This is a genomic window from Microbacterium sp. NPDC057944, assembly GCF_042887445.1.
GTDB classification, from domain to species: Bacteria; Actinomycetota; Actinomycetes; order Actinomycetales; family Microbacteriaceae; genus Microbacterium; species Microbacterium natoriense.
Map to the genome: position 1 here is coordinate 311,882 of NZ_JBHVPJ010000003.1, position 26,200 is coordinate 338,081.

General features: G+C 69.6%; 25 protein-coding genes. 14 read left to right on the forward strand and 11 right to left on the reverse strand.

Features of this window, described 5'->3' with window-relative positions:
* Positions 1 to 71 precede the first annotated feature (71 nt).
* Positions 72 to 1,556, forward strand: a complete 1,485-nt coding sequence (locus ACFVRO_RS18625) for a CoA-acylating methylmalonate-semialdehyde dehydrogenase (protein ID WP_386955167.1) — start codon at positions 72 to 74, stop codon at positions 1,554 to 1,556.
* 28 nt (positions 1,557 to 1,584) lie between these two features.
* Positions 1,585 to 2,973, forward strand: coding sequence for an aspartate aminotransferase family protein (locus ACFVRO_RS18630; protein ID WP_386955170.1), 1,389 nt, complete (start codon positions 1,585 to 1,587; stop codon positions 2,971 to 2,973).
* 69 nt (positions 2,974 to 3,042) lie between these two features.
* On the opposite strand, the gene ACFVRO_RS18635 is transcribed toward ACFVRO_RS18630, so the two are convergent.
* From ACFVRO_RS18635 to ACFVRO_RS18665, 7 genes are all read right to left on the reverse strand, one after another.
* Positions 3,043 to 3,885, reverse strand: a complete 843-nt coding sequence (locus tag ACFVRO_RS18635) for an ABC transporter permease (protein ID WP_223586094.1) — start codon at positions 3,883 to 3,885, stop codon at positions 3,043 to 3,045.
* Positions 3,882 to 4,772: an ABC transporter permease gene (locus ACFVRO_RS18640; RefSeq protein WP_386955174.1), complete on the reverse strand. Its 891-nt coding sequence runs from the start codon at positions 4,770 to 4,772 to the stop codon at positions 3,882 to 3,884. The genes ACFVRO_RS18635 and ACFVRO_RS18640 overlap by 4 nt, the downstream gene beginning before the upstream one ends.
* Positions 4,765 to 5,943 carry a spermidine/putrescine ABC transporter substrate-binding protein gene (locus ACFVRO_RS18645; RefSeq protein ID WP_386955177.1) on the reverse strand — a complete coding sequence of 393 codons (1,179 nt, stop codon included), beginning with the start codon at positions 5,941 to 5,943 and terminating at the stop codon, positions 4,765 to 4,767. The genes ACFVRO_RS18640 and ACFVRO_RS18645 overlap by 8 nt, the downstream gene beginning before the upstream one ends.
* Entirely contained in the window at positions 5,940 to 7,058 is a 1,119-nt protein-coding gene (locus tag ACFVRO_RS18650) for an ABC transporter ATP-binding protein (protein ID WP_223586093.1), read from the reverse strand. The genes ACFVRO_RS18645 and ACFVRO_RS18650 overlap by 4 nt, the downstream gene beginning before the upstream one ends.
* Before the next feature lie 136 nt (positions 7,059 to 7,194).
* Positions 7,195 to 7,467, reverse strand: a complete 273-nt coding sequence (locus tag ACFVRO_RS18655; RefSeq protein WP_105672353.1) for a metal-sensitive transcriptional regulator — start codon at positions 7,465 to 7,467, stop codon at positions 7,195 to 7,197.
* Between the two features lie 38 nt (positions 7,468 to 7,505).
* Complete coding sequence (locus ACFVRO_RS18660) at positions 7,506 to 7,916, reverse strand: type II toxin-antitoxin system VapC family toxin (protein WP_386955180.1); 411 nt, start codon at positions 7,914 to 7,916, stop codon at positions 7,506 to 7,508.
* A gap of 3 nt (positions 7,917 to 7,919) precedes the next feature.
* Positions 7,920 to 8,195, reverse strand: a complete 276-nt coding sequence (locus ACFVRO_RS18665) for a type II toxin-antitoxin system prevent-host-death family antitoxin (RefSeq protein WP_386955183.1) — start codon at positions 8,193 to 8,195, stop codon at positions 7,920 to 7,922.
* Positions 8,196 to 8,321: 126 nt separating this feature from the next.
* Between ACFVRO_RS18665 and ACFVRO_RS18670 the strand changes: the two genes are divergently transcribed.
* The 3 genes from ACFVRO_RS18670 to ACFVRO_RS18680 are packed head-to-tail and all read left to right on the forward strand — an operon-like array spanning position 8,322 to position 11,065.
* The gene (locus ACFVRO_RS18670; protein WP_386955185.1) at positions 8,322 to 9,599 is read left to right on the forward strand and encodes a DUF445 domain-containing protein; all 1,278 of its coding nucleotides are present in this window, start codon (positions 8,322 to 8,324) and stop codon (positions 9,597 to 9,599) included.
* 3 nt (positions 9,600 to 9,602) lie between these two features.
* A complete protein-coding gene (locus ACFVRO_RS18675) occupies positions 9,603 to 10,520 on the forward strand; it encodes an arginase family protein (protein WP_386955188.1) in 918 nt (305 codons plus the stop codon).
* A complete protein-coding gene (locus tag ACFVRO_RS18680) occupies positions 10,517 to 11,065 on the forward strand; it encodes an AAA family ATPase (protein ID WP_344011359.1) in 549 nt (182 codons plus the stop codon). The genes ACFVRO_RS18675 and ACFVRO_RS18680 overlap by 4 nt, the downstream gene beginning before the upstream one ends.
* Here the strand turns inward: ACFVRO_RS18680 and ACFVRO_RS18685 are convergent.
* On the reverse strand, positions 11,040 to 12,044 hold the full coding sequence (locus ACFVRO_RS18685) for a LacI family DNA-binding transcriptional regulator (RefSeq protein ID WP_341941587.1): 1,005 nt from the start codon (positions 12,042 to 12,044) through the stop codon (positions 11,040 to 11,042). The genes ACFVRO_RS18680 and ACFVRO_RS18685 overlap by 26 nt on opposite strands.
* 169 nt (positions 12,045 to 12,213) lie before the next feature.
* Here ACFVRO_RS18685 and ACFVRO_RS18690 point away from each other — a divergent pair, with 169 nt between their 5' ends.
* The 4 genes from ACFVRO_RS18690 to ACFVRO_RS18705 are packed head-to-tail and all read left to right on the forward strand — an operon-like array spanning position 12,214 to position 17,250.
* Positions 12,214 to 13,464, forward strand: a complete 1,251-nt coding sequence (locus ACFVRO_RS18690; RefSeq protein ID WP_223586089.1) for an extracellular solute-binding protein — start codon at positions 12,214 to 12,216, stop codon at positions 13,462 to 13,464.
* A gap of 2 nt (positions 13,465 to 13,466) precedes the next feature.
* Complete coding sequence (locus tag ACFVRO_RS18695) at positions 13,467 to 14,552, forward strand: carbohydrate ABC transporter permease (RefSeq protein ID WP_386955191.1); 1,086 nt, start codon at positions 13,467 to 13,469, stop codon at positions 14,550 to 14,552.
* Positions 14,549 to 15,388, forward strand: a complete 840-nt coding sequence (locus ACFVRO_RS18700) for a carbohydrate ABC transporter permease (RefSeq protein WP_258132419.1) — start codon at positions 14,549 to 14,551, stop codon at positions 15,386 to 15,388. Before ACFVRO_RS18695 ends, ACFVRO_RS18700 begins: the two co-directional genes overlap by 4 nt.
* Positions 15,385 to 17,250: a glycogen debranching N-terminal domain-containing protein gene (locus ACFVRO_RS18705; RefSeq protein ID WP_386955194.1), complete on the forward strand. Its 1,866-nt coding sequence runs from the start codon at positions 15,385 to 15,387 to the stop codon at positions 17,248 to 17,250. The genes ACFVRO_RS18700 and ACFVRO_RS18705 overlap by 4 nt, the downstream gene beginning before the upstream one ends.
* Positions 17,251 to 17,274: 24 nt before the next feature.
* Here the strand turns inward: ACFVRO_RS18705 and hutI are convergent, their stop codons facing one another.
* The 3 genes from hutI to hutH all read right to left on the reverse strand — a co-directional run bounded on the left by hutI (position 17,275) and on the right by hutH (position 21,717).
* Positions 17,275 to 18,441: an imidazolonepropionase gene (gene hutI / locus ACFVRO_RS18710; RefSeq protein ID WP_386955196.1), complete on the reverse strand. Its 1,167-nt coding sequence runs from the start codon at positions 18,439 to 18,441 to the stop codon at positions 17,275 to 17,277.
* 88 nt (positions 18,442 to 18,529) lie between these two features.
* On the reverse strand, positions 18,530 to 20,182 hold the full coding sequence (gene hutU, locus ACFVRO_RS18715) for a urocanate hydratase (protein WP_223586086.1): 1,653 nt from the start codon (positions 20,180 to 20,182) through the stop codon (positions 18,530 to 18,532).
* Positions 20,179 to 21,717 (reverse strand): histidine ammonia-lyase, encoded by a 1,539-nt coding sequence (gene hutH, locus ACFVRO_RS18720; RefSeq protein WP_344011367.1) that lies wholly within the window; start codon positions 21,715 to 21,717, stop codon positions 20,179 to 20,181. The genes hutU and hutH overlap by 4 nt, the downstream gene beginning before the upstream one ends.
* A 52-nt stretch (positions 21,718 to 21,769) precedes the next feature.
* Between hutH and ACFVRO_RS18725 the strand changes: the two genes are divergently transcribed.
* From ACFVRO_RS18725 to ACFVRO_RS18745, 5 genes are all read left to right on the forward strand, one after another.
* On the forward strand, positions 21,770 to 22,549 hold the full coding sequence (locus ACFVRO_RS18725; protein ID WP_386955198.1) for an IclR family transcriptional regulator: 780 nt from the start codon (positions 21,770 to 21,772) through the stop codon (positions 22,547 to 22,549).
* Between the two features lie 70 nt (positions 22,550 to 22,619).
* Positions 22,620 to 23,810 (forward strand): OmpA family protein, encoded by a 1,191-nt coding sequence (locus ACFVRO_RS18730; protein ID WP_386955200.1) that lies wholly within the window; start codon positions 22,620 to 22,622, stop codon positions 23,808 to 23,810.
* A 20-nt stretch (positions 23,811 to 23,830) separates the two neighbouring features.
* Positions 23,831 to 24,340, forward strand: coding sequence for a hypothetical protein (locus ACFVRO_RS18735; RefSeq protein WP_386955203.1), 510 nt, complete (start codon positions 23,831 to 23,833; stop codon positions 24,338 to 24,340).
* 2 nt (positions 24,341 to 24,342) lie between these two features.
* Positions 24,343 to 25,050, forward strand: coding sequence for a response regulator transcription factor (locus ACFVRO_RS18740; RefSeq protein WP_105672369.1), 708 nt, complete (start codon positions 24,343 to 24,345; stop codon positions 25,048 to 25,050).
* On the forward strand, positions 25,047 to 25,976 hold the full coding sequence (locus ACFVRO_RS18745; protein WP_386955205.1) for a sensor histidine kinase: 930 nt from the start codon (positions 25,047 to 25,049) through the stop codon (positions 25,974 to 25,976). The genes ACFVRO_RS18740 and ACFVRO_RS18745 overlap by 4 nt, the downstream gene beginning before the upstream one ends.
* Positions 25,977 to 26,200: the final 224 nt, after the last annotated feature.

The following is a 26,200-nucleotide window of genomic DNA, read 5'->3' on the forward strand; positions in this document are numbered from 1 at the left end:
CATTGAGAAGTACCAGCGTATCGAACCCCGGTCAGAGTGTTCGATAAGCGCTTCCAGCTCGAAGGAGAACCGTGGACATCGTTCGTCACGTCATCGACGGAGCGGAGACCGCCGAGGCGGCCCGCACCGGCAAGATCTTCAACCCCGCCACCGGCGAGGTCGCCAGGGAGGTCGCGTTCGCGTCGACCGCCGAGGTCGAGACCGCCATCGCCGCCGCTGCCGCTGCCCTGCCCGCGTGGCGCGAGACGAGCCTGATCAAGCGCGCCGACGTGTTCTTCCGCCTGCGCCAGCTTCTCAAGGAGCGCACCCCCGAGCTCGCCGCGATCGTCACGAACGAGCACGGCAAGGTGCTGTCGGATGCCGCGGGCGAGGTGTCGCGAGGCATCGAGAACGTCGAGTTCGCCGCCGGCCTCGTGCACCTGCTCAAGGGCGAGCGCAGCGAGCAGGTCGCCCGCGGCGTCGATGTGCACTCCGTGAAGCAGCCGGTCGGCGTCGTCGCCGCGATCACCCCCTTCAACTTCCCGGTCATGGTGCCGCTGTGGATGGTCGCCTCCGCGATCGCCTGCGGCAACACGGTCGTCCTCAAGCCCAGCGAGAAGGACCCGTCGGCGGCGATCTGGCTCGCGAAGCTCTTCCAGGAGGCGGGCCTGCCCGCCGGCGTCCTCAACGTCGTCAACGGCGACAAGGAGGCTGTCGACGCGCTGCTCGAGTCGCCGCGCGTGAACGCGATCAGCTTCGTGGGATCCACCCCCATCGCCCGCTCGATCTACCAGCGCGCCTCTGCCGCCGGCAAGCGCGTCCAGGCGCTGGGCGGCGCGAAGAACCACATGGTCGTGATGCCGGATGCCGACATCGACGCCGCGGCCGACGCCGCGATCTCCGCTGCCTACGGATCCGCCGGCGAGCGCTGCATGGCCGTCTCGGTGCTGGTCGCGGTCGGCGACGTCGCCGACGACCTCATCGCCGCGATCTCCTCGCGCATCCAGGGGCTCACGATCGGCGACGGAACGGATGCCGCGAGCGAGATGGGTCCGCTCATCACGCGCGAGCACCGCGACCGCGTCGCCTCCTACGTCACGGGCGCAGCGGCCGAAGGCGCGACCGTCGTCGTCGACGGCACCACTCAGCAGTTCGACTCCGACGGCTTCTTCATCGGCGTGAGCCTCGTCGACCACGTCCGTCCCGGCATGAAGGTCTACGAGGACGAGATCTTCGGCCCCGTGCTCTCCGTGGTCCGCGTGGAGAGCTATGCAGACGCCGTGGAACTCGTGAACTCCAACTCCTACGGCAACGGGACCGCGATCTTCACACGCGACGGCGGCACCGCACGTCAGTACGAGTTCGACATCGAGGTCGGCATGGTCGGCGTGAACGTGCCGATCCCCGTGCCGATCGGCGCGTACTCCTTCGGCGGCTGGAAGGACTCGCTGTTCGGCGACTCCCACATCTACGGCCCCGAGTCGGTGCACTTCTACACTCGGTCCAAGGTGGTCACCACCCGCTGGCCCGACCACACCCCCTCGCAGATCGACCTGGGCTTCCCCAGCAACCACTGATCGGACACGGTTCTCGAAAGGCACCGACATGACGAACTACACCGACCGACACGGAGCCGCGCACGCGCTGCCCGACGCGGCTGCCGAGGCTCAGGTGCGTGCGGACGACCGCGGGCACGTCTTCCACTCGTGGAGCGCGCAGGGCCTCATCGACCCGCTTCCGGTCGCCGCGGGCGAGGGCTCGACGTTCTGGGACTACCAGGGCAACGCCTACCTCGACTTCTCCAGCCAGCTGGTGAACCTGAACCTGGGACACCAGCATCCCGATCTCGTGTCGGCGATCCAGCAGCAGGCCGGGCGCCTGGCGACCATCCAGCCGTCCGTGGCGAACGACGTGCGCGGTGAGCTCGCACGGCTCATCGCCGAGGTCGCGCCCGACGGCATGGAGAAGGTCTTCTTCACCAACGGCGGCGCCGAGGCCAACGAGTACGCCGTGCGCATGGCGCGGCAGTCGACCGGGCGCCGCAAGGTGCTCTCGATGTACCGCAGCTACCACGGCTCCACGGCCACGGCGATCTCGCTCACGGGCGACCCTCGCCGCTGGGCGAACGACACCGTCGACTCCGGCACCGTGCGCTTCTTCGGGCCGTACCTGTACCGCTCGCCGTTCCACTCGGAGACGCCGGAACAGGAGGCCGAGCGCGCGCTCGCCCACCTCGAGCAGACCATCCAGCTCGAGGGTCCGCAGACGATCGCGGCGATCATCATCGAGACCGTCGTCGGCACCAACGGCGTCCTGATCCCGCCGCCCGGCTACCTGCAGGGCGTGCGCGAACTGTGCGACCGCTACGGCATCGTCTACATCGCCGACGAGGTCATGGTCGGCTTCGGTCGTCTGGGCGAGTGGTTCGGCATCGACGCGTTCGACGCGAAGCCCGACCTCATCACCTTCGCGAAGGGCGTGAACTCGGGCTACGTCCCGCTCGGCGGCGTCGTCATCTCGGACTCCATCGCGAAGGCGTTCGACACCGTGCCCTTCGCGGGCGGCCTGACCTACTCCGGTCACCCGCTCGCGTGCGCTGCCGGTGTCGCCACGTTCGAGGTGTTCCGTCGTGACGGCATCCTGGAGCGCGTGCGCGACCTCGGCGCCCGCGTGGTGGAGCCGACGCTGCGATCCTGGGCTGAGACGCACCCGAGCGTCGGCGACGTCAGAGGACGCGGCCTGTTCTGGGCGATCGAGCTGGTGCGCGACCGGGAGACCCGCGCGCCGCTGGTGCCCTTCAACGCCTCAGGCGCGGATGCCGCGCCCATGGGCGCCTTCGCCGCCGCCGCGAAGAAGGCCGGCGTCTGGCCGTTCACGCACTTCAACCGCGTGCACGTCGCTCCCCCGCTGGTCATCTCCGAAGAGGAGCTCGTGCGCGGCCTGTCCGCGATCGATGAGGCCCTCACCGTCGCGGACGAGCACGCCGCGAGCTGACCCGTCATCGAGAACTCCTCCCGAGCCATACAGGTTCGGGAGGAGTTCTCGCGTTCGGGAGGAGACCCCTCAGCCGCCCGCCATCGTGCGGGCGATGTCGGTGGCGGAGTCGCCGGCCTTCTTCAGCACCACGGCCACCAGCGCGAGCGCCAGCAGCGTCACGAGCAGCATGATCGTCGACACCGCGGCGATCTCGGGGCGCAGGCCGCTGCGCAGCGCGCTGAGCACGTAGACCGGCCACGGGGTCGTGCCCGAGACCTGCACGAACGCCGAGACGACGGTGTTGTCGAGCCCGAGTGTGAACGAGAGCAGGAATCCGGCGAGCACGGCCGGCATCGCGAGCGGCAGCGTCACCTTCATGAACGTGCGGAACGGCGGGGCGTACAGATCCGCAGACGCCTCCTCGAGCCGCGCGTCCAGACCCACCAGCCTCGCCCGCACGATGTACGACACGATTGCGATGGAGAACAGCGACTGCCCGACGACGAGCCGCACCGTGCCGTCGTTGAAGACGCTCATCCCCAGGTCCTGCCCGAGGAACACCATCCACGGCAGCAGCGCCACCGCGTCCACGATCTCCGGCGTCACCGAGATCAGCAGCAGCATCGCCAGGAACCAGCCGACCCACCTGCCGGGCGTCCGCGCCATGGCGATGCCGGCGAGCGTTCCCAGGGCGGTCGCGAAGACCGCCGCGAGCAGGCCCGTGCGCAGAGACACCAGGACGGCGTCGCGGATCGCGGGCTTCGTGACGATGGCGGCGAACGAGTCGAACCCGAAGTGGTCCCACGACACGAGCAGCCGACCGACGTTGAAGGAGTACACGATGATCACGATGATCGGCAGGAACAGGAAGAGGAACACCAGAGTCGCCCAGATCGGCAGAAGGTGTCGTGTGATGCCGCGCCTGGTCATGATGCCTCCCCGAGGATGAGACGGTTGCGTCGTCGCACCGGGATCGTGACGAGCCACAGCAGCAGCGCCGCCACCCCGATCGACAGGGCGATGGTGAGGATGAGCAGCACAGCCATCGCCGAACCGAGCGCCCAGTTCTGCGCCGTCTGGAACTGGCTGGCGACGATCTGGCCGACCATGTTGCCTTTCGCGCCGCCGAGCACGGTGGCGGTGATGTAGTCGCCCATGAGAGGGATGTACACCAGAAGGATGCCGGCGATGATCCCGGGGCGCGCCATCGGCACCGTGACCCGCAGGAACGTCGTGACGCTGTTCGCGCCGAGGTCCTTGCTCGCCTCGCGCAGCGGTCCGCTGACGCGGTCGAACGCGACGTACAGCGGGAGGATCATCAGCGGCAGGTAGTTGTAGACGACGCCGAGGAGCACCGCCCCTCTGGTGTTGAGCATCTCGAGCGGGCCGGGGATGACGCCGATGAACTGCAGCGCCTGCGAGAGCCACCCCTCGGGGGCGAGGATCACCTGCCATCCGATGGTCCGCACCAGGAAGTTCGTCCAGAACGGCACCATGACGAGGGCGAGGAGCATCCCCCTCCGCGACGGCGCGGCCTTCACCGCGATCCAGTAGGCCACGGGCGCGCCGATCAGGAGGCACAGCAGCGTGCCGGTGACGCCGACCCAGAGCGTGTTCTGGAACGTCGTGAAGAAGGTCGGCGACAGCGCCTCGATGTAGCGATCGAACGACAGCCTGTCGTTCGAGTTCGTGGCGAAGATGCTCGGCTTGTATCCGAAGCTGTACCAGATCACCACGCCGATCGGCACGAGGAAGAAGACGATGAGCCACACCCACGCGGGGAGGGCCAGGCCGAAGCGGATCCTGAGCTTACGCACCGGCGGCCGCCTTCGTCGCATTCCAGATCGAGACGATCCGCTCCTGCGCCTCGGTGAACTCCTGCTCGTGCATCGTCTCCACCTGCCCGTCGTCGAAGTAGACCATGTCGAGCCTCTCGAGCCCGGCGTCCTCCGCCTTCTTCTGCGTGCCCTGCACACCCGTGTCGTAGCCGATGTAGTCGACCTGCGCGAGCTGCACGTCGGGCGCGATCATGAAGTCGATGAACGCGTGGGCGGCCTCGGGGTGCGGTGCGCCCTTGGCGATCGCCCAGTTGTCCATCCAGAGCTCGGTGGCGGGGGCGCCGAGCACCCACTGCCAGCGTTCGGGGTCGTCGGACTCGTTCATGCCGGTGCGCGCGTCGCCGCTGTACGACTGCACGAGCGCGGCGGAGGCCTGCGGGATCACCTGCCCTCCCGGCGCGGAGTCGAAGGTCGAGACGTGCGGGGCGAGCTCCTTCACGAGGAATCTCTCGCACGCGTCGAGGTCCGCCTTCCTCGTGGTGTTCCAGTCGATGCCGTGCGACCAGAAGTAGATGCCGCACATCGGAGCGGGATCGTCGAGCAGCGACACCTTGCCCGACGCCTCGTTCTGCGCCGCATCGATGAAGTCCGCCCAGTCGGTCAGCTCCCTGGTGATGACGCGCCGGTCGTAGACGAAACCGGTCGTGCCCCACGCCTTGCAGATCGAGTGCCGGTTGCCGGGGTCGAAGGAGCGATGGATGAAGTTCGGATTCATCGTGGCGAAGTTCGGGATCAGGTCGAGGTCGAGCTCCTCGAGCAGTCCGTTCTCGGCCATCGGCGTGACGAACAGGCCGCTGGGCACGACGATGTCGTATCCGCTGGTGCCCCGCGCCGCGACCAGCTTCGCGATCAGCTCCTCGTTCGAGTTGAAGGCATCGACGACGATCCTGGGCCCCTTCTTCGCACTGAACGCATCGAGGACCTCGGGGGCGTCGTAGTCGCTCCACGTGTAGATCGACAGCTTGTCCTCGAGCGGACCGCCGTGAGCCTGCGGGGCTGCGCCGACCTGGCCCGGAGCGCACGCGGTGAACAGCACCGTCCCGGTCGCGGCGAGCGCGGTCGCGAGGAACCCTCGCCTGGTCAGCTCGGTGCGGATGATGTGCGCCGCGCCGCGGTTCGCCAGCACGCGCACCGGGGGCGCCCCGGTCATGCGGCGGCCTTCGGCAGTGCGATGACGTGCGTCGCCGTGGTGGGGATGCCGTCGGCGGCGAACAGCCGCACGTCCGCGGCGTCCCATACGCAGCGCACATCGTCATCCACCTGGATCCGCGGCGCCGTGGGGGCGGGCATCCTCGAGAGGAAGGTGGACTCGCCGCCGACCTGCACGGCGACCTGCAGGGTCTCGCCGAGGTGCGACACCCCGAGGACGCGACCGGGGATGCCGGCCTCTCCCTCCGCCTCGAGGCGCACGTACTCCGGCCGGATCGCGGCCACCGCCGCCTGCCCCGATGCGACCCTCTCGCCGCCCCACCGTCCGCCGATCACGCCGATCCCGGTGTCGAGGGAGGTGCCGTCGGCGCGCACGGCGCCGTGCACGAAGTTCTGCTGTCCGATGAAGGACGCCACGTACGCGGATGCCGGTTCGGCGTAGATCTCCGCGGGCTCGGCGAGCTGTTCGATGCGGCCGGCCCGCATCACCGCGATGCGGTCGCTCATCGACAGCGCCTCGGCCTGATCGTGGGTGACGAAGACGAACGTGGTGCCGAGCCTCGCCTGCAGCAGCTTGAGCTCGAGCTGCATCTCCTCGCGGAGCTGACGGTCGAGGGCGGCGAGTGGCTCGTCGAGCAGGAGCACGCTGGGCCGGTTGATCAGCGCGCGCGACAGGGCGATGCGCTGCTGCTGCCCTCCGGAGAGCTGGGTGGGCTTGCGATCGGCGAAGCGGCGCAGTTGCACCATGTCGAGAGCCTCGGCGACGCGCTCGCGCTGCTCGGCCTTGGGCACCCTGCGCTGCTGCAGGCCGTACGCCACGTTCTCGGCGACGGTCATGTGCGGGAACAGCGCGTAGGCCTGGAACACGGTGTTGACCTCGCGCTTGTGCGGAGGCAGGTCGAGGACGCTGCGACCGGAGATGCGGATGTCGCCGGCATCCGGGTACTCGAACCCGGCGATCATCCGGAGCGTCGTCGTCTTGCCGCAGCCGGAAGGTCCGAGCAGGGAGAGGAACTCGCCGGGCTGGATGTCGAGAGTCAGATGGTCGACGGCCGTGGCGGCGCCGTAGAGCTTGGTGACGCCGTCGATGCTGACGCCGCCGGTGGAATCGGGCATGAAGCCTCCCCATTGAGAATCACTGGGGGACAGTCAAACACACGAACCGCATCAGGTACAGCGAAAACCGAGGTCAGTTGGGCCTCTCGCAACGATTTCCGTTGCGAGATCACGAATCAACGTGCGATCAAGTCGTCTACTTCGAGTCGAAGTCGAACGCCTTGAGGAGCTCGACGACCGCCTTGTCGCGCTCGTCGCCGCCCTCCTCGAACATGTGCGTGACGTGCGTGCGCAGGTGGTTCTCCAGCAGGAGCCTGTTGAGGGATTCCAGGGACTTCTGGATCGCACGGGACTGCGTGATGATGTCCATGCAGTACTCCTCGTTCTCGATCATCCGCGCGACGCCGCGCATCTGGCCCTCGAGGATGCTGGTGCGGTGCAGGGCGCGCTTCTTGATGTCTTCGATCACGGAATCGAGCGTACTCGCGTGGGCCGGACGCCGGCCGATCAGCTCGAGAAGGGGTTGATCACCGCGAGCCCGGGGACGTCGAAGTCCTTCTCGTTGCGAGTGACGACGGTCAGCCCGTGGTGCAGTGCGGTGGCGGCGATGAGCGCGTCCGCCCACGGCCGCCGATTCGGCACGTTGAGCGCGGCGCACGTCCGCGCGATCTCGGGAGAGACGGGGAGGATGCGCGGGCCGAGGCTCTGGCGGATCACACTCAACCACTGCCTGAGCGCCCTCGCCTGCCGCGGGTCGCGTCTGTGAAGTCCGAGAACTCCGAGCTCCAACTCGTAGTCCGTGATCGCACTCATGTGCAGGGCGTCAGGGACCACTCCTTCCATCCACGTCCGCGCAGCGCTTCCGATCTCTCCCCCGCGCCGCGCCTCGGAGAAGGTGTTCGTATCGACCAGATACATCGCTCAGAACTCGATCGGAGGGCGACCGAAGTCGTTCTTCCGGTCGGCGACGATCTCGTCGATGATGCGGTCGAACGCGCCGTCGTCGTTCGCGAGGTCGTCATCATGCATCGCGAGAAGCTCGAGCATCGACCCCGGTCGGGCTGGAACGATCCGTTCGTACTCCGCGATGCTGAGCAGCACATACGCCGGCTCGCCGCGCTTGGTGATCAGCACCGGCTCACCGTCGGCGACACGCTGCGCACGCGCAACGGACTGATTGAACTCTCGAGCGCTCATGGTGAACATCGTGCACCTCGATTCAGAATGTAGTGATGGTACTACACAGGTGATCCTGTCTGGGCGCCGAGACGCTTCATCCCCCCGACCACGCCCCGCCCGGTGATCGCGTGAAAGGATGACTCCATGCCGCGAACGCCGATGACGCAGCTCTCCCCCGCCGACCAGGACCGACTGCGCGCGCTCCGCCGCATGAAGGCCGTCGCGCTCGGCGCGCTGATCTTCATGGCGCTCGCCTTCGTCATCGCCTTCGCCCTTCAGGAGCGCGTCGGCTGGCTCTCCTATGTGCGCGCCGCGGCAGAGGGCGGCATGGTCGGCGCCCTGGCCGACTGGTTCGCCGTGACGGCGCTGTTCCGGCATCCGCTCGGCATCCCGATCCCGCACACGGCGATCATCCCGAGCCGCAAGGACGAGATCGGCCGCACGCTCGGGGAGTTCGTGGAGACGAACTTCCTCGCGGCGGACGTCGTGCGCACGAAGCTCTCCAGCACCCCGATCGCGCTGCGGGCCGGCGAGTGGCTGCGCGAGCCCGCGCACGCCGAACGCGTCGGCACGGAGGGAGCGACGGTCGCCACCGCGGTGCTCAACGCCCTCAGCGACGATGACGTGCGCGACCTCATCACCGACCTCGCCCGCGAGCACCTCGTCGCCCCGGAGTGGGGCACGCCGGCCGGAGTGTGGCTGGAGAAGATCGTCGCGGCCGACGCGCACCACGGCGCCGTCGACCTCGCCGTCGACAGCATCGCCACCTGGCTGAACGCCAACGCCGTCGCCTTCAACGGACTCATCTCCCGCCGCCTGCCCTCGTGGGTGCCTCGCCTGGCGCATCGGTTCGTCGACGAGACCGCCTACAACGAGGCCGTGCGGTTCGTGAACGCGGTGAGGGCCGACCCCCGGCATCCCGCTCGGCTCGCGATCGACGGCTACCTCACCCGCCTCGCCGACAACCTGCAGCACGACCCGGCGACGCGCTCCAAGCTCGAGAACGCGAAGGCCTCCCTGTTCGACAGCCCTCGGGTCGGCGCCCTCGCCGCCGAGGCGTGGAACACGGCGAAGAACGGTCTCCTCTCCGCCCTCGCCGACCCCGGGAGCGGACTTCGGCGCCGGCTCGTGCAGGCGCTCCAGGAGGTCGGCGAGCGCCTCACGACGGATGCCGCGCTGCAGCACCGCGTCGACACCTGGGTCTCGGACGCCGCGGTCTTCCTCGTCGACCGCTACCGGCACGACATCGCCTCGATCATCACCGACACCGTCGAACGCTGGGACCCGGCCGAGACCACGGAGAAGATCGAGCTCATGGTCGGACGCGACCTGCAGTACATCCGTCTTAACGGCACCGTCGTCGGCGCTCTCGCCGGACTCGCCATCTTCACCATCGCCCACGCCCTGATCCCCGGAGTCTGAACCATGGCACTGTCGCACGATCCCCGCTGGCCGCGCGCAGGAGGCTGGCCGGCCTTCGACTCCACGGCGGATGCCGTGCTGCTCGGCGTGCCGGTGTGGCGCACCTCGCTCTCCCCGACCGGCGCCCACGCGACCCCGGCCGCGATCCGCGAGGCGCTGCCCCGCTACGGCGCCACGCTGATGGGGCCGCCGATCGTCGATCTGAACGAGGCGCTGCGCATCGCCGACGCCGGCGACGTCCACGAGCCGGACGGCGACGAGGGAGAGTCCGATGTGATCTCCCGCGTGCGGGAGCTCGCGGCATCCGCCGAGCTCGTGATCGCTCTCGGCGGCGACAACTCCCTCACCTACCCCGTGGCCCTCGGCGCCGAGGCCACCGGCCTCATCACCTTCGACGCGCACTTCGACCTGCGCGACGGCGTCTCCAACGGCACGCCCGTGCGCAGGCTCGTCGAAGACGCTCCCGCTGCAGCCACGGTGGAGACCTCGCGCATCGACCCCGCGCGCATCGTGCAGATCGGCATCGCCGACTTCGCGAACTCCGCGGCGTACGCGAAGCGGGCGGCCGACTGGGGCATCCGGGTGATCACACTCGACGAGCTGCGCCGCCGCGGCATCGACGACGTCGTCGCGGAGGCGCTGGAGATCGCCGGGGCCGGGGCCGCGCCCCGCGTGCACCTGGACATCGACGTGGACGTGTGCGACCGCTCGGTGGCGCCGGGGTGCCCTGCGAGCATCCCCGGCGGGCTCGCCGCCTGGGAGCTCCGCGCGCTGACGCGCGCTGTCGCCGCGGACCCCCGGGTCGTCAGCGCCGACCTGGCGGAGGTCGACGCGACGGCGGATGCCGACGACGCCCGCACCGTCCGCCTCGCCGCGCTCTGCGTGCTGGAGCTGCTCGCAGGACTGCACTCCCGACGATGAGGATCGTCGTCTCCGGAACCCACGCGAGCGGCAAGAGCACCCTGATCGCCGACCTCCGCGCCGCGCTGCCCGAGTACCTCGTGCTCGGCGACCCCTTCGACGACATCGACGACGACGCCCCCACGGGAGAGCGCAGCTTCGCCGCACAGCTGGCGGTCACCGCCGCACGGCTGCGCGAGACCGCGCACGAGCCCTCCGTCGTCTCCGAGCGGGGGCCGCTGGACTTCGTCGCCTATCTCACCGCCCTGGAGTCCCTGGGGCGCAGCGACGGGTCTCTTCTCGCCAGAGCCACGGAGATCGCCGCCGCCTCCCTGCGCGAGATCGACCTCGTCGTCGTGCTCCCCCTCGACAGGCGGCATCCGATCCTCGTCCCCGACGATGAGGACCCCGAGCTGAGGGACGCGATGGACGACGCGCTCCTGGAGATCGTCGACGACCTCGAACGCGACGGAGCCCTGCCTGCTCTCCTGGTCGTCTCCGGCGATCCGCAGGAGCGCCTCGCGCACGTGCTCGAGGCGGTCAGCGCACCACGAGCTCAGGGGTGATCAGGGCGTGCGCCGAGCCTGACTGGACACGGCGCGGGGCGACGACATCGCCCGTCGGACCCATCATGAGCTCCAGGATGGCCGCGGCCACGTCCTCCGGGCGCTGCTCGACGCTGGAGAACCCCAGAGCCTCGGCGGTCGGCGTGTTGTCGAAGCCGATGACGGGAACCGACCGCCGCGCATCGGAGAGTGCGAGAAGAGCGCCGACGGCGAGCGAATCGCTCGCGCAGACGACGGCGTCGGCATCCAGTCCCTCGTCGAGGGCGCGCGCGACGCTCGCCCTCACCTGGGGCACGGAGTCGTCGGCGACGACCCGCGCACCCTTCGCGCCGGCCGCGCGCATCGCCTCGATCCACCCGCGCTCGCGGTCGTCGCCCGTGCCGGAGCCGGATGGCCAGCCGAGGAACGCGACACGGCTGCCGAAGGTCAGCGCATGCTCCGTCGCCGCGCGGGTGCCGGCCGCGCCGTCGACGTCGACCCACAGGTGCCGCGGGTCGGCGATGTCGTCTTCTCCCCACGGCCGTCCGAACGAGATGAACGGCAGTCCCGAATCGTCGAGCCTGCCCACGCGGGGGTCGTCGCGCATGGTGCCGGTGATGATCGCCGCGTCGATCTCGGACCCCTCCCACAACTCCGCGAGTCGGGCGATCTCCTCCTCCGGAGTGCGGGCGGCGTAGACGAGCATGCGCATGCCCCGCTCACTCGCGTGCTCGGTGATGGCGTGCACGAACCTGTCGAGCACGACTCCGGAGATGCCGCCGACGTAGGGGTCGAGGCGGATGCCGATGGTCGAGCTGCGCCGCAGTCGGAGCTGTCGCGCGGCGGCATGGCGTCGATAGCCGAGGGCGTCGATGGCGGCGAGCACGCGCTCCCTCGTGGCCGGACGCACGATGTCGGGAGTGTTGAGCACGTTCGAGACCGTCTGGCGGGAGACTCCGGCGTGCTCGGCGACGTCTTCGACAGTGGGCGCCTTCGCCATCGCACCTCCTCGTTCACGGCCTGGGTCACAGGTGCGGGGTTGACACTTCCGCGCCCTCGCCCCTAGCCTATTCCACACAGGATTTGATCGTTCAAATTCCTACCCTTCCCGAACTCGCACGAGCCGCACGCGGCCGTCGCCCGCAGTGACTCATCAAAGGAGAGAGACCATGACACGGCACATCACACGCGCAGTCCTCGGCACCGGAGCGGTGCTGATCAGCAGCACCCTGGTGCTCACCGGCTGCGGATCAGGTTTCTCCGGAGGAGACGCGAAGCCGGATGCCGGCGGCCTCACCTCCTCCGACGACGCGCTCACCGTTCTCATCGGCTCCTCGGGCGATGCCGAGACCGCCGCCGTGCAGAAGGCGCTCGACGACTGGACCGCGAAGTCCGGCACGAAAACCTCCCTCCAGGTGGCCAGCGACCTCAACCAGGAGCTCTCCCAGGGGTTCGCCGCGGGCAAGCCCGCCGACCTCTTCTACCTCTCCACCGACCAGATCGCCGGCTACGCATCGAACGGCTCTCTGAAGGCCTACGGAGACGACCTGAAGAACAAGGACGACTTCTACCCCTCGCTCGTCGAGAACTTCACCGTCGACGGCGACTTCTACTGCGCGCCGAAGGACTTCTCCACCCTCGCGCTCGTCATCAACACGAAGATGTGGGCGGATGCCGGCCTCACCGACGCCGATCTGCCGAAGACCTGGGACGACCTGGCCTCCGTCGCGCAGAAGCTCACGACGCCCGAGCACGTGGGCCTCGCGTTCGGCGCCGAGTACCAGCGCGTCGGCACCTTCATGGCGCAGGCGGGCGGCGGCCTCGTGAAGGACGGCAAGGCCATCGCGAGCGACCAGGCGAACGTCGACGCTCTGACCTACGTGAAGTCGCACCTCGCGGACGGCACCTTCGCCTTCGCCAAGGACGTCGGCGCCGGATGGGGCGGGGAGGCACTCGGCAAGGGCTCCGCCGCGATGGTGATCGAGGGCAACTGGATCACCGGGGCGATGACCAACGACTACTCGTCCGTCGACTACACCGTCGCAGAGCTCCCCGCCGGCCCCAGCGGCCAGGGCACCCTGCAGTTCACCAACTGCTGGGGCATGGCGGCCGACAGCCCCAACCAGAAGGCCGCCCTCGACCTCGTGGAGTACCTCACGAGCGCCGACAGCCAGCTGGCCTTCTCGAAGGCGTTCGGCCCCATGCCCTCGATCAAGTCGGCAGCCGACGCCTGGACGGCCGACAACGCCGCCCTCGCCCCCTTCCTCGCGGGCGCCGACTACGCGCAGTTCCCGCCGAACCAGGACGGGGCGGCCGACGTCGTCTCCGACTTCAACGCGCAGCTCGAATCGCTGAAGACCGCCGACCCCGCGACGATCCTCGACTCCGTCCAGTCCAACCTCGAAGCGGTCGTCAAGTAACCATGACCGCTCTGGCCACGCCTCGTCGCGGCGGATCCTCCGGGCTCCGCCGCGGCGAGGCCGCAGCCGGGTGGCTGTTCACCGCGCCGGTGATCGCCATCCTCGGCGTCTTCCTCCTCGTCCCGGTGCTCATGGCGCTGTGGGTGAGCGTCTCCGACTGGGCGGGCCGCGGAAGCCCCCTCGCCGGCTCGGTGTCGTTCGTGGGCGCCGACAACTACGCCGCGGTCCTCACCGACGGCGGACTCGCCACCAAGGACTTCGGCACCGCGCTGCGCAACAACGCCTGGTACGTCGTGCTGGTGGTGCCGCTGCAGACGGCGCTCGCGCTGTTCCTCGCGGTCCTCGTCAACAGGGCGATGCTGCGCGGCCGCGGCTTCTTCCGCACCGCCTACTACTTCCCCTCCGTCACCAGTTCCGTCGCGATCACCGTGCTGTGGATGTTCCTGTTCTCGGCGAGCGGAGCGGTCAACGACGTGCTGTCCTGGTTCGGCCTCAACGGGCCGAACTGGTTCAACGACCCGCGCGGCATCCTGCATCTCGTCCTCGGCGACAGCGGACCCGCTGCGCTCGCCCAGGGCGGGATGCTAGGGGTCTCCTGGTGGGACTGGCTCTCCGGCCCGTCCATCGCGATGAGCGCCTACATCCTGATGGCGGTCTTCACGACGTCCGGGACGTTCATGCTTCTCTTCCTCGCCGGGCTCCAGAACCTCGGCGGCGACGTCGAGGAGGCCGCGATGATGGACGGCGCGAACGGCTGGCAGCGCTTCTGGCGGATCACCCTCCCCCAGCTCCGGCCTACCCTGTTCACGGTCCTGACCCTCGGCCTCATCGGATGCTGGCAGGTCTTCGACCAGATCTACGCCGGAACCCGCGGCGCTCCGAGCAAGACCACGCTGACGCCCGCCTACCTCTCCTACCAGTCGGCGTTCAACAACCAGGAGTGGGGCCAGGGCGCCGCGATCGCCTTCATCCTCTTCGTGATCATCGTCGTCTTCACTCTCGTGCAGCGCTGGGTGCTGCGCGACCGCCCCGTGTCCCCGCGCCGCATCCGCGCCTACCAGGTCACGGAGAAGGGCGGTGCATCATGAGGCTCTCCCGCAAGCAGCTGACCTGGCAGATCGTGCTGTACGCCGTGCTCATCGGGCTCGCGCTCATCTACATCTACCCCTTCCTGGTCCAGGTCGCGACGAGCTTCAAGACCGACGAGGACGCGGCATCCAGCGGCATCTCGCTCATCCCCCAGGTGTGGACCTTCGCGGCCTATGAACGCCTGTTCGCGAACTCCGACTTCCCGTCGTGGTTCGTCAACAGCGCGATCGTGACGATCTTCGTGACGGCGGGCCGGGTCTTCTTCAACTCGCTCGCGGGGTACGCGCTCGCACGTCTGCACTTCCGAGGGCGGGGCGTCGTCTTCGCGGCTCTGGTCGCCGTCATGTCGGTGCCGGCGGTCGTGCTCCTGATCCCCAAGTTCCTCGTGATCAACCAGCTCGGGATCTTCAACTCCTATGCGGGGATGATCCTGCCGCTGCTCGTCGACGCCGCCGGAGTCTTCATCATGAAGAACTTCTTCGAGTCGATCCCGGTCTCCGTCGAGGAGCAGGCGCGCATCGACGGAGCCGGCACGTTCCGGCTGTTCTGGTCGGTCGTCCTGCCGATGGCGACCCCGGCGCTCGTGACGATCGTGATCCTGTCGTTCCAGGGCTCGTGGAACGAGCTGAGCCATTTCATCGTGTCCACCAACGATCCCGCTCTGACCACGCTGACGAAGGGCGTCGCGTCGCTCGCGAGCGGCCAGCTCAGCCAGGGCACGCAGTACCCGATCAAGCTCGCGGCGGCGCTCCTCATGACGATCCCCGTCGCCGTGATGTTCTTCATCTTCCAGCGCCGCATCATGAACACCACAGAAGGAGCCGTCAAGGAATGACCCCCACCCCGCCGCTGCAACCGCTGCTGCACGACGCAGTGATCGCCCTCGAGGCGCCGACCCAGGTGTGGTCGGACGCCGAGGGGCGCATGGGAACCGCGCCCATCCACGGGGTCTATCACGGCGACGTGCGGCACATCAGAGCGATCGACGTCGCCGTGCGCGGCACCGAGCTGGAATCGATCGGCTGTGCCTCCCCCACCCCCCGCCGTGTGCTCCTCGTCGACGTGCTGCGCGGCATCGACGACGACTCGGCCGACCCGAAGGTGCGGCTCGACCGCGAGCGCACCGTGACGGCCGGCGCGTTCTCGGAGCGTCTCCGCGTCTCCGCTCACCTCGACGACGGCGTGCCCGTCGACCTCACGGTGCGCATCGTCCCCGACTTCGCGCCCATGCAGGAGGTGAAGGCCGGGCTCTCCGCCGAGGCGTCCTGGTCGTGGGACGGCGCGGTCTGCCGTGCCGACGAGGCGTCCTTCACGCTCGCCGCCGCCGGAGCGACCGTGACCGCCGACGAGCACGGCATCACGATGACCTGGGGTGCAGTGATCCCCCCGCACGGCTCGCTCGATCTCTCCTGGTCCGTGACCATGGACGATCCGACGCTCGTCGTCTCCGCCGCCGCCCCCGCGGAACCCCACCGGCTCGCCTCCCCGGCCGACCCCCGAGCGTCCCGCTGGCTGGACAGGGCGACCGCCGATCTCGACGCTCTGCGGCTGGCTCTGCCCGACCGCCCCGACGATGCGTTCTACGCCGCGGGCGCGCCGTGGTTCTTCACCCTGTTCGGCCGCGACTCGATCTGGGCGGCGCGACTGGCTCTCGCCGCCGCGCCGGAGATGGCGGCCTCGACGCTGCGGGTGCTCGCCCGCCTGCAGGGGACGACGACGGATGCCGACTCGGCGGAGGCCCCTGGCAAGATCCCGCATGAGCTCCGCAGCGGCATCCTCTCCCTGCCGAACGAGGGCGTGCACCTGCCGCCCCTCTACTTCGGCACGGTGGACGCGACGCCGCTGTGGGTGTGCCTCCTCGCCGACGCGCGGGACGCGGGGATGCCCGACGACGAGCTGCGCGAGCTGCTTCCCGCCCTGCGTGCGGCGCTGGACTGGATGATCATGCACGGCGACTCCTCGGGCAGCGGCTTCATCGACTACGCCGACGAGTCAGGGCACGGCCTCGCCAACCAGGGCTGGAAGGACTCGGGCGACTCGATCCAGTGGCGCGACGGCCGGCTCGCCGACGGACCGATCGCCCTCAGCGAGGTGCAGGCCTACGCCTACGAGGCGGCGGTGCGCGGGGCCGGGCTGCTCGATCAGCTGGGAGAGACGGGTGGCACCGCACTGCGCGAGTGGGCCGCCGATCTGCGGGCCCGCTTCCGCGCCGCGTACTGGGTGCGCACCGAGGAGGGGCACTATCCCGCCATCGCGCTCGATGCGCACGGCGCCGCGGTCGATTCCCTGACGAGCAACATCGGCCACCTGATCGGCACCGGCATCCTCGACCCCGAGGAGGAGCGCGCCTGCGCGGCTCTGCTCACGGGACCGTCGATGTCCAGCGGATTCGGCATCCGGACTCTCTCGACCGGAGCCGCCGGCTACTGGCCGCTGAGCTATCACGGCGGCAGCGTGTGGACCCACGACACGGCCATCGCCGTCCACGGCATGCTGCGCGCCGGTCTCGCCGACGAGGCGCGCGCGGTCGCGGCGCAGCTGATCGACGTTGCCGAGGGATTCGACTACCGGGTCCCCGAGCTGCACGCCGGCGACGAGAGGGTGCCCGGCGGGCGCCCTGTCCCCTACCCGGCCGCGTGCCGTCCGCAGGCCTGGTCGGCCGCCGCGGCCGTGGTCTGCGCTCGCGCGCTCGCGTGAGCGGACGGGGTCGTCGTCGTCCGCTCAGGCGACGACGACCCCGTCCTTCCACACCTGGTCCACGAGCGGCACGCCGGGACGGTACGCCAGGTGGATGCGCGTGGGGGCCTTCAGCAGCACGAGATCCGCGCGATACCCGGGGGCGATGACGCCGACGTCGTGGCGGCGCAGCGCCGCCGCGCCTCCGGCGGTGGCGGCCCAGACCGCCTCGGCCGGCGTCATCCCCATGTCGCGGACGGCGACGGCGATGCAGAACGGCATGGAGCTCGTGAAGCTCGACCCGGGGTTGGTGTCGCACGCGAGCGCCACCGTCACGCCCGCGTCGATGAGACGCCGGGCGTCGGGATAGGGCTGGCGCGTGGAGAACTCCACGCCGGGCAGCAGCGTCAGCACCGTGTCGGACCCTGCGAGCGCCTCGACATCGGCATCCGTCAGGTAGGTGCCGTGGTCGATGGATGCCGCGCCCAGCTCGACGGCGAGGCGCACCCCGTCCCCGGGGCCGAGTTGGCTCGCATGCACGCGCGGAGCGAGTCCGCGGGCGATGCCCGCTTCGAGGACCCGGCGGGACTGCTCCACCGAGAACGCACCTGTCTCGCAGAACACGTCGATCCACTTCGCGTGAGGAGCGCACGCGTCGAGCATGGGCCCCGTGACGAGGTCGACGTACTCGTCGCCGCGGTCCGCGTACTCGGCGGGCACCACGTGCGCGCCGAGGAACGTGACCTCCGGCGTCACCTCCGCGGCGAGGCGGACGAGCCGCTCCTCGTCGACGACGCTCAGTCCGTAGCCGCTCTTGATCTCGACGGTCGTCGTTCCCTGAGCGCGCAGCTCCTCGATGAAGCCGCGCAGACGCGCACGCAGCTCATCGTCCGTCGCAGCCCTGGTCGCGGCCACCGTGGAGCGGATGCCTCCGGCCGCGTACTTCTGCCCCGCCATCCGCGCCTCGAACTCGACGGCGCGATCGCCGCCGAACACGAGGTGGCTGTGGCTGTCGACGAATCCGGGGATGACCGCGGCGCCGCCGGCGTCATCCGTCTCGTCGGCCTGAGGGGCATCGGCCGCAGCACCGACCCAGACGATCCGCCCATCGTCGATGAGGACGGCGGCGTCGTGCAGGGTTCCGGTCGGGTCGCCGTCGGTCGAGCGGACGTTGGTCGTCAGCTCGCCGATGTTCGTGATCAGCACGGTCATCCGGAGTCTTCCTTCCGTGAGAGGTCAGGGACCGTCGCTTGCCGGGGTCCGGAGCGACGTCCTCTGACCTCTCATGAGGTTGTCACAGTCAGAGCATCGGGACCTTGAGGCCGCGCTCACGGGCGACCTCGCGGGCGTGCTCGTAGCCGGCGTCGACGTGGCGCATGACGCCGGTGCCGGGGTCGTTCGTCAGCACGCGCTCGAGCTTCTCGGCGGCGAGCGCTGAGCCGTCGGCCACGGTGACCTGCCCCGCGTGGATGGAGCGACCGATGCCGACGCCGCCGCCATGGTGCAGCGACACCCAGGAGGCGCCGGATGCCGTGTTCAGCAGCGCGTTCAACAGCGGCCAGTCGGCGATCGCGTCGGAGCCGTCCTTCATGGCCTCGGTCTCGCGGTACGGCGAGGCGACGGAGCCCGAGTCGAGGTGGTCGCGGCCGATCACGATCGGAGCCGACAGCTCGCCCGACGCCACCATCTCGTTGAACCTGAGTCCGGCGAGGTGGCGCTCCTTGTAACCCAGCCAGCAGATGCGGGCGGGAAGACCCTCGAAGTGGACCTTCTCGCCGGCCTTCTCCAGCCAGCGGTGCAGAGCCGCGTCCTCGGGGAACAGCTCGGCGATCGCACGATCGGTCTTGCGGATGTCCTCGGGGTCGCCGGAGAGCGCAGCCCAGCGGAACGGGCCGCGGCCCTCCTCGAACTGCGGGCGGATGTACGCCGGCACGAAGCCGGGGAACTCGAACGCCCTGTCGAAGCCACCCAGCTGGGCCTCCGCGCGGATCGAGTTGCCGTAGTCGAACACCGCGGCCCCCGCATCCTTGAAAGCCACCATGGCCTCGACGTGCGCGGCCATGGCGAGACGGGAGCGACGCGTGAACTCCTCGGGGTCGCGCTCGGCCTCGGCCTTCCAGTCCTCGACCGAGATGCCGATCGGCAGGTAGGCGAGCGGATCGTGCGCGCTGGTCTGGTCGGTGACGATGTCGATCGGGACGCCACGACGGAACAGCTCGGGGAAGACCTCGGCGGCGTTGCCGACGATGCCCACGGACAGCGCCTCGCCGGCTTCCTTGGCGGCGACCGCCCGAGCGATGGCCTCGTCGAGGTCGGTGTAGTAGACGTCGAGGTAGCCGTGGTCGACGCGACGCGCGAGGCGGGTCTCGTCGACGTCGACGATGAGCACGGCGCCGTCGTTCATGGTGACGGCGAGCGGCTGCGCGCCGCCCATGCCGCCGGCTCCGCCCGTGAGCGACAGCGTGCCCTTGAGCGACTCGCGTCCGAGCGACCGAGCGACGGCAGCAAAGGTCTCGTAGGTGCCCTGCAGGATGCCCTGCGAACCGATGTAGATCCACGACCCGGCCGTCATCTGCCCGTACATCATGAGACCGAGCTGCTCGAGACGGCGGAACTCGGGCCAGTTCGCCCAGTCGCCGACGAGGTTGGAGTTCGCGATGAGGACGCGGGGAGCCCACTCGTGCGTGCGGAACACGCCGACCGGCTTGCCCGACTGCACCAGCAGGGTCTCATCGGGCTCGAGCTCGTCGAGCGTGCGGACGATCGCGTCGTACGCCTCCCAGTTGCGAGCGGCCTTGCCGGTGCCGCCGTAGACCACGAGGTCCTCGGGGTGCTCGGCGACCTCGGGGTCGAGGTTGTTCATCAGCATCCGCTTGGCGGCCTCGGCGCCCCAGCTCTTGGCAGTGCGCTCGTTGCCGCGCGGCGCCCGGATGTTCGTGTGGGTGGTGCTCATTTCGCGTGCTCCTTTGCGATGCGTGCGATGGCGCCGGACTGCACGAGGGCGGTCACGGCCTCCATCTCGGGAGAGAGGAAGCGGTCGGGGCCGGGACCGGCGGCGACCGTGCGGACGAGGTCGCGGACGGCGCCGGTGGCCGCTCCGGCCTGGAGGGGCGCGCGCAGGTCGAGGGCGCGCGCGCCGGTGAGGATCTCGATGGCGAGGACGCGACCGAGGCCGTCGATTGCGCGGCGCAGCTTGCGTCCGGCTGCCCAGCCCATCGACACGTGGTCCTCCTGCATGGCCGACGACGGGATGGAGTCGACGGATGCCGGGACGGCGAGGCGCTTGAGCTCGGACACGATGCCGGCCGCCGCGTACTGCGCGATCATGAGACCGGAGTCGACGCCGACCTCGTCGGCGAGGAACGGCGGGAGGCCGTGGTTGCGCGCGGGGTCGAGGGCGCGGTCGGTGCGGCGCTCGGAGACGGAGGCCACATCGGCGACCGAGATGGCGAGGAAGTCGAGGACCGCCGCGACCGGGGCGCCGTGGAAGTTGCCGTTCGACTCGATGCGTCCGTCGAGAGTGATCACGGGGTTGTCGATGACGCTGGCGAGCTCGCGGTCGGCGATGGTCGCGGCGTAACCTGCGGTGTCGCGCGCGGTGCCGTGCACCTGCGGCGTGCAGCGCAGCGAGTAGGCGTCCTGCACGCGGCCATCCTCCGGGCCCTTGTGGCTGTGCACCATCGGGGAGTCGCCGAGGAACGCGCGCAGGTTCGCGGCGGAGGTTCCCTGACCGACCTGCGGACGCAGCGCCATGAGGTCGGCGGCGAACACGGCGTCCGTGCCGAGCTGCGACTCGATCGACATCGCGGCCGCGATGTCGGCGGTGATCAGGAGCTCCTCCAGGTCATGCAGCGCGAGCACCAGGGTGCCGAGCATGCCGTCGGTGCCGTTGATGAGGGCGAGGCCCTCCTTCTCGACGAGGGTGAGCGGCTCGATGCCCGCAGCGGCGAGCGCCTCGGATGCCGGGAGCAGCGTGCCCGCGGCGTCGCGGACGTCTCCCTCGCCCATGGTGGCGAGCGCGATGTGCGCGAGCGGCGCGAGGTCGCCGGAGCAGCCGAGCGAGCCGTACTCGCGCACGATCGGGGTGATCCCCGCGTTGAGGAGGGCGGCGTAAGTCTCGACGACGACCGGTCGCACGCCGGTGCGTCCCGATGCGAGCGTCTGCAGGCGCAGCAGCTGAAGGCCTCGCGTGACCTCGCGCTCGATCTCCGCGCCGGTGCCGGCGGCGTGCGAGCGGATCAGGCTGGCCTGCAGCTGCAGGCGGCGCTCGGGGGCGATGAACGTCGTCGCGAGCGCGCCGAAGCCCGTGGAGACCCCGTAGTGCGGGTTCGGGTCCGCGGCGAGGCCGTCGATCACGGTGCGGGTCTCGGCGACGCGGGCGAGAGCCTCGGGGGCGATGACGACGGGGGCGCCGTATCGGGCGACGGCGACGACGTCGGCGTGGCGCAGGGGCTCGACGCCGACGAGAACGGGGGACTGATCACTCATACGTCGATTCCACACCGTCACGGTCGCGCGCGGCACCGGTTCATGGCATCCTTTGTCTGTGATCCCAGACATATCGGATGCCGCCTCCGCCCAGGTGCCGGCGGCGGAGAACACGCTCCGCATCCTGCGCTACCTCGCCGGACGACCGGCGCCGGTCGCGGCATCCGCCATCGCCAGGGAGCTCGCACTCCCCCGGTCGACCGTGTACCACCTGCTGACGACGCTCGCCGCGCACGGCTTCGTCCTCCATCTCCGCGAGGAGCGGCGCTGGGGTCTCGGCACCTCGGCGTTCGAGCTCGCCGGCGGCTACGCCCGGCAGCAGCCCCTCGCCCGTCTCGGGCGTCCGCTCGTGGCCTCCCTCTCCGATCGCCTCGGCGAGAGCACGCACCTCGCCGTGATGAGCGGCGGAGACGTGCTCTACATCGTCGAGGAGCGCGCTCCTCGACGGCCCGCGCTGATCACCGACGTCGGCGTGCGGCTCCCCGCGCACCTGACGGCGTCGGGACGCGCCATGCTCGCCTCCCTCCCCCGTGAGCAGGTGCGGGCGCTCTACCCGAGCGCCTCTTCGTTCCCTGACCGCACCGGCCTAGGCCCCCGCAGGCCGGGTGAGCTCCGCGAGCTCCTGCGCGAGGTGCGCGGCCGCGGATACGCCACGGAAGATAGCGAGGTCGCCGACGGGCTGCGCAGCGTGGGCGTCGCGGTGCGCGATCACGCCGGATGGCCGATCGCCGCCGTGGCCGTCACCTGGGCGGACGGCGACCTCGACGAGAGCGCTCTGGCGGATGCCGTGCGCGACACCGCGGCGACGCTGGAGTCCCGCCTGAAACGCTGAGTATCGGAATGTCGCAGACCTGCGACATTATGGCGACAGTCCCGCCACACCCACTGGCTACTGTCGAAGCATGACCTCCTCGACCAGCACCATCCGTCGCCGCGGCCTCGTTCTCGGCCTGGCCGCGACCCTCCTCTTCACCGGCTGCGCAGCCGAACCGGCCTCCGGCGGGAAGAAGCCGCCCGCATCGTCCACTCCGTCGGCCTCCGCTCCCCGGAACTCCGTGGTGCCGGGGTATGACGTGGGACAGTTCCCTGCCGTGCCGCTGTTCGTGCTCCCCGACCTGGCGCTGCTCGACACCTCGGCATCCGCCTTCACGATCGAGGTGAACGACGCGCTCTCCGACATCCCCGGCGTCACGGCCACCCCGGCGCACTGCGATGCGTCGGGCGGCGTGGTGTCCGGCAACGGCACGTCGTTCCTCTACGGCGACGGCTCCGGCACGTTCACCGGCGCAGACGGAACCGTGCAGAACTTCGGCGATGGCTCCGGCAACTCCACGATCAACGGCGTCACGATCCAGAACTTCGGAGACGGGTCGGGCAACTACTCCGACGGCACCGTCACGATCCAGAACTTCGGAGACGGCTCCGGCAATTACTCCGACGCGACGAAGACCGTGCAGATCTTCGGAGACGGGTCGGGCAACTACTCCGACGGCGCCGTCACGATCCAGAACTTCGGAGACGGCTCCGGCAACTTCTCCGACGGCACCGTCACGATCCAGAACTTCGGAGACGGCTCCGGCAACTACTCCGACGGCAGGATCAGCATCCAGAACTTCGGAGACGGCACCGCGCTCATCGACGGCGAGACCGTCGACGCCGACAAGCTCCCTCCCGTGCCGAAGCTCGGCTCCTTCCCTCCCCTGGGCGCACTCGCCCCTATCGAATCCTGCGGCACGACGCTCACCTTCGACGACGGTGTCCTGTTCGACTTCGATCGGAGCGACATCCGCCCGGACGCGGCCACCACCCTGGATGCCGTCGCCGAGGTGTTCGGCTCGCTGTCCGTCGCCCAGGCACAGGTCTCAGGCCACACGGATGCGATCGGTTCGGACGACGCCAACCAGAAGCTCTCCGAGGACCGAGCCCAGTCCGTCGTCGCGGGTCTGGAGAAGCGGGGTGTGACGGCGTCGCTCACGGCGGAGGGCTTCGGCGAGTCCCGTCCCGTCGCTCCCAATGAAGTGGACGGAGCAGACAACCCCGCCGGTCGGCAGCTCAACCGTCGGGTGGAGATCTTCATCCCGGCGACGCTCTGAAAAGACGAGAGGATAGAACCATGCGAGCACCGCGTCTGATGCCCCTCCTCTCCCTCGCCCTTCTCGCTGCGGGCTTGACCGGATGCACAGTGGGGATCGTCGATCCGTCCGAACCCTCGCAGAAGGCCCCCGCGCAGGAGCAGACGTCGCAGGCTACGGATGCCGAGAAGGAGACGCCGGAGGCCGAGACGCCCGCGACCTCAGGGCTGAGCGCCGACGGGCAGGAGGAGCGCGATCGGCTCATCGCCGCGGCCACCACCACGATGCCGTGCCCTGACGGTCCGCTGACCGCCGACGGGGCGATCGTCCGGGTCGAGGGCGCATGCCCCGAGCTTGTGATCGAGATCGACGCGGGCGTCGTGATCGCCGACGACGTCGATGAGCTCACGCTCGAGGGCAGCGGGACCGTCGTGTACGCCGAGAACCTCGGTGTCGTCACGGTCACCGGAAGCGCGAGCTCGATCTTCTGGTCGGGCGCCACCCCGACGGTGCACGACAGCGGCTCGTCCAACACGCTGCGAAAGGGCTGAGCATGGACGCGCCGGACCGCCCGCGGATCCTCATCGTCGACGACGACGAGGCGATCACGGGGGCGCTCGGCGCGTTCCTCGGGCGCAGCGGATTCGACGTGCGCATCGCGGAGGACGGCCGCGCAGGCCTCCTCGAGGTCGAGCGCGACGCCCCCGACCTCGTCGTGTGCGATGTGCTCATGCCCCATGTCGACGGGCGCGAGTTCGTGCGCCGAGTACGTGCGCGCCAGCTCTGGCTGCCGATCATCCTGCTCACCCAGGTGGGCGAATCGTGGGAGCGCAGTGCCGCGCTCGACGAAGGCGCCGACGACTATCTGAACAAGCCCTTCGATCCTCACGAGCTGATCTCGAGGATCCGCGCCGTGCTGCGCCGTACCGAACAGGGTGCCGGCTCTCTCCGCTCCGCGCCACGCCTGCGCGCCCTCGACCTGACGCTCGACCGCACCGCTCGCCGGGTCTGGCGCGGTGATGCAGAGCTGACGCTCACGCCCAAGGCGCTGACGCTGCTCGAGTACCTCATGCTCCACCCGCAGGAGGTCCACACGCGAGAGCGCCTCCTCTCTACCCTCTGGGGCTTCGACTTCGCCACATCGAGCAGAGCCGTCGATCACCGGATCGCCGAGCTCCGACGGGTCCTGGGAGACGGGCGCTTCATCGAGACCGCGCAGAGCATGGGCTATCAGTTCGTCCCGAAGGTCGTGGCCGGATGAGCCGCCGCGCCGACGTCGCCCTGGGCATCGTGACCGCCGTGCCGGTGACACTGTGCACGCTCACGGCCGGCGTGATGCTGGTGGCCGGAGACGAGAGACTCCTGACGATGAGCACCACTCTTCCTGCCGCGACCTTTGCAGCGGGGCTCGTCCTGTCCGCGGTCCCGCTCACCGTGCTGCTGGCGCGCAACCGCGCCCGACGCCGCGACGTCCGAAACGACGCGCGCGCGAGGGATGCGGCGGATGCGGCAGCCCTCCACGAGCGCGCGACCCACCAGCGCTTCCTCGCCCGACTCGATCATGAGCTGAAGAATCCGATCACTGCGATCCGTGCGACCGCCGTCGCGGCTCAGGACGGCTCGCAGACCGACGCGTGGCGCACGATCGACGCCCAGGCCGCGAAACTCAGCACTCTCGTCCGCGATCTGCGGAAGCTCGCCGAACTGGAGACGCGGCCGCTCGACAGGGAGCGGGTCGACCTCGAGCAGCTGCTGAACGAATCCGTCACCGCGCTCGCGCAGCAGAACCCGACGGCCGGCGCCAGGGTCGTCCTCGCCGTCACCCGGGTCCCGTGGGCGGTCCCGCCGCTCTCCGTCGACGTCGATCTCCTCTCCGTCGCGCTGGACAACGTGCTGGGCAACGCCGCGAAGTACTCCGAGTCCGGCCCCATAGAGGTGCGTCTGCGTGAACAGGACGGCTGGGCGGTCATCGAGGTGGCGGATGCCGGTCGCGGCATCCCCTCCGCCGATCTGTCCACGGTGTTCGACGAACTGGCGCGTGCGCAGAACGCACGCGATGTGAGCGGCTCAGGAATCGGTCTCACGCTCGTGGCGACGGTGATGCGCCGCCACAGCGGCGATGTGTCGATCCGCTCTGCGGAAGGCGCCGGCAGCGTGCTGACGCTTCGCCTGCCGATCGCCCGCTGACAGCTCCAACGGCACACACGGCGTCGACGCAGAAGCCTCCATCGACGCAGAAAGCTCCGTTAACGCAGAAGAGCCACCCGGCGACGGGTGGCACTTCTCAGTGAGCGTGCGACGTACTGCGCACACAATCTGTTTTGTTGGTGTAAATGCAAAATGGCCACCCATCGATGGGTGGCCATTTTGACTAAAAGGAGTCCGGCGGTGTCCTACTCTCCCACAGGGTC

Bases quoted from the DNA above. Each gene is read 5' to 3' on its own strand.
- ACFVRO_RS18735 (WP_386955203.1), top strand. From the start codon at position 23,831: ATGCGAGCACCGCGTCTGATGCCCCTCCTCTCCCTCGCCCTTCTCGCT.
- ACFVRO_RS18675 (WP_386955188.1), top strand. From the start codon at position 9,603: ATGGCACTGTCGCACGATCCCCGCTGGCCGCGCGCAGGAGGCTGGCCG.
- ACFVRO_RS18705 (WP_386955194.1), top strand. From the start codon at position 15,385: ATGACCCCCACCCCGCCGCTGCAACCGCTGCTGCACGACGCAGTGATC.
- ACFVRO_RS18745 (WP_386955205.1), top strand. From the start codon at position 25,047: ATGAGCCGCCGCGCCGACGTCGCCCTGGGCATCGTGACCGCCGTGCCG.
- ACFVRO_RS18680 (WP_344011359.1), top strand. From the start codon at position 10,517: ATGAGGATCGTCGTCTCCGGAACCCACGCGAGCGGCAAGAGCACCCTG.
- ACFVRO_RS18670 (WP_386955185.1), top strand. From the start codon at position 8,322: ATGCCGCGAACGCCGATGACGCAGCTCTCCCCCGCCGACCAGGACCGA.
- ACFVRO_RS18635 (WP_223586094.1), bottom strand. From the start codon at position 3,885: ATGACCAGGCGCGGCATCACACGACACCTTCTGCCGATCTGGGCGACT.
- ACFVRO_RS18660 (WP_386955180.1), bottom strand. From the start codon at position 7,916: ATGTATCTGGTCGATACGAACACCTTCTCCGAGGCGCGGCGCGGGGGA.
- ACFVRO_RS18665 (WP_386955183.1), bottom strand. From the start codon at position 8,195: ATGAGCGCTCGAGAGTTCAATCAGTCCGTTGCGCGTGCGCAGCGTGTC.
- hutU (WP_223586086.1), bottom strand. From the start codon at position 20,182: ATGAGCACCACCCACACGAACATCCGGGCGCCGCGCGGCAACGAGCGC.
- ACFVRO_RS18685 (WP_341941587.1), bottom strand. From the start codon at position 12,044: ATGGCGAAGGCGCCCACTGTCGAAGACGTCGCCGAGCACGCCGGAGTC.
- ACFVRO_RS18690 (WP_223586089.1), top strand. From the start codon at position 12,214: ATGACACGGCACATCACACGCGCAGTCCTCGGCACCGGAGCGGTGCTG.
- ACFVRO_RS18730 (WP_386955200.1), top strand. From the start codon at position 22,620: ATGACCTCCTCGACCAGCACCATCCGTCGCCGCGGCCTCGTTCTCGGC.
- ACFVRO_RS18700 (WP_258132419.1), top strand. From the start codon at position 14,549: ATGAGGCTCTCCCGCAAGCAGCTGACCTGGCAGATCGTGCTGTACGCC.
- ACFVRO_RS18645 (WP_386955177.1), bottom strand. From the start codon at position 5,943: ATGACCGGGGCGCCCCCGGTGCGCGTGCTGGCGAACCGCGGCGCGGCG.
- ACFVRO_RS18650 (WP_223586093.1), bottom strand. From the start codon at position 7,058: ATGCCCGATTCCACCGGCGGCGTCAGCATCGACGGCGTCACCAAGCTC.
- ACFVRO_RS18695 (WP_386955191.1), top strand. From the start codon at position 13,467: ATGACCGCTCTGGCCACGCCTCGTCGCGGCGGATCCTCCGGGCTCCGC.
- ACFVRO_RS18630 (WP_386955170.1), top strand. From the start codon at position 1,585: ATGACGAACTACACCGACCGACACGGAGCCGCGCACGCGCTGCCCGAC.
- ACFVRO_RS18740 (WP_105672369.1), top strand. From the start codon at position 24,343: ATGGACGCGCCGGACCGCCCGCGGATCCTCATCGTCGACGACGACGAG.
- hutH (WP_344011367.1), bottom strand. From the start codon at position 21,717: ATGAGTGATCAGTCCCCCGTTCTCGTCGGCGTCGAGCCCCTGCGCCAC.
- hutI (WP_386955196.1), bottom strand. From the start codon at position 18,441: ATGACCGTGCTGATCACGAACATCGGCGAGCTGACGACCAACGTCCGC.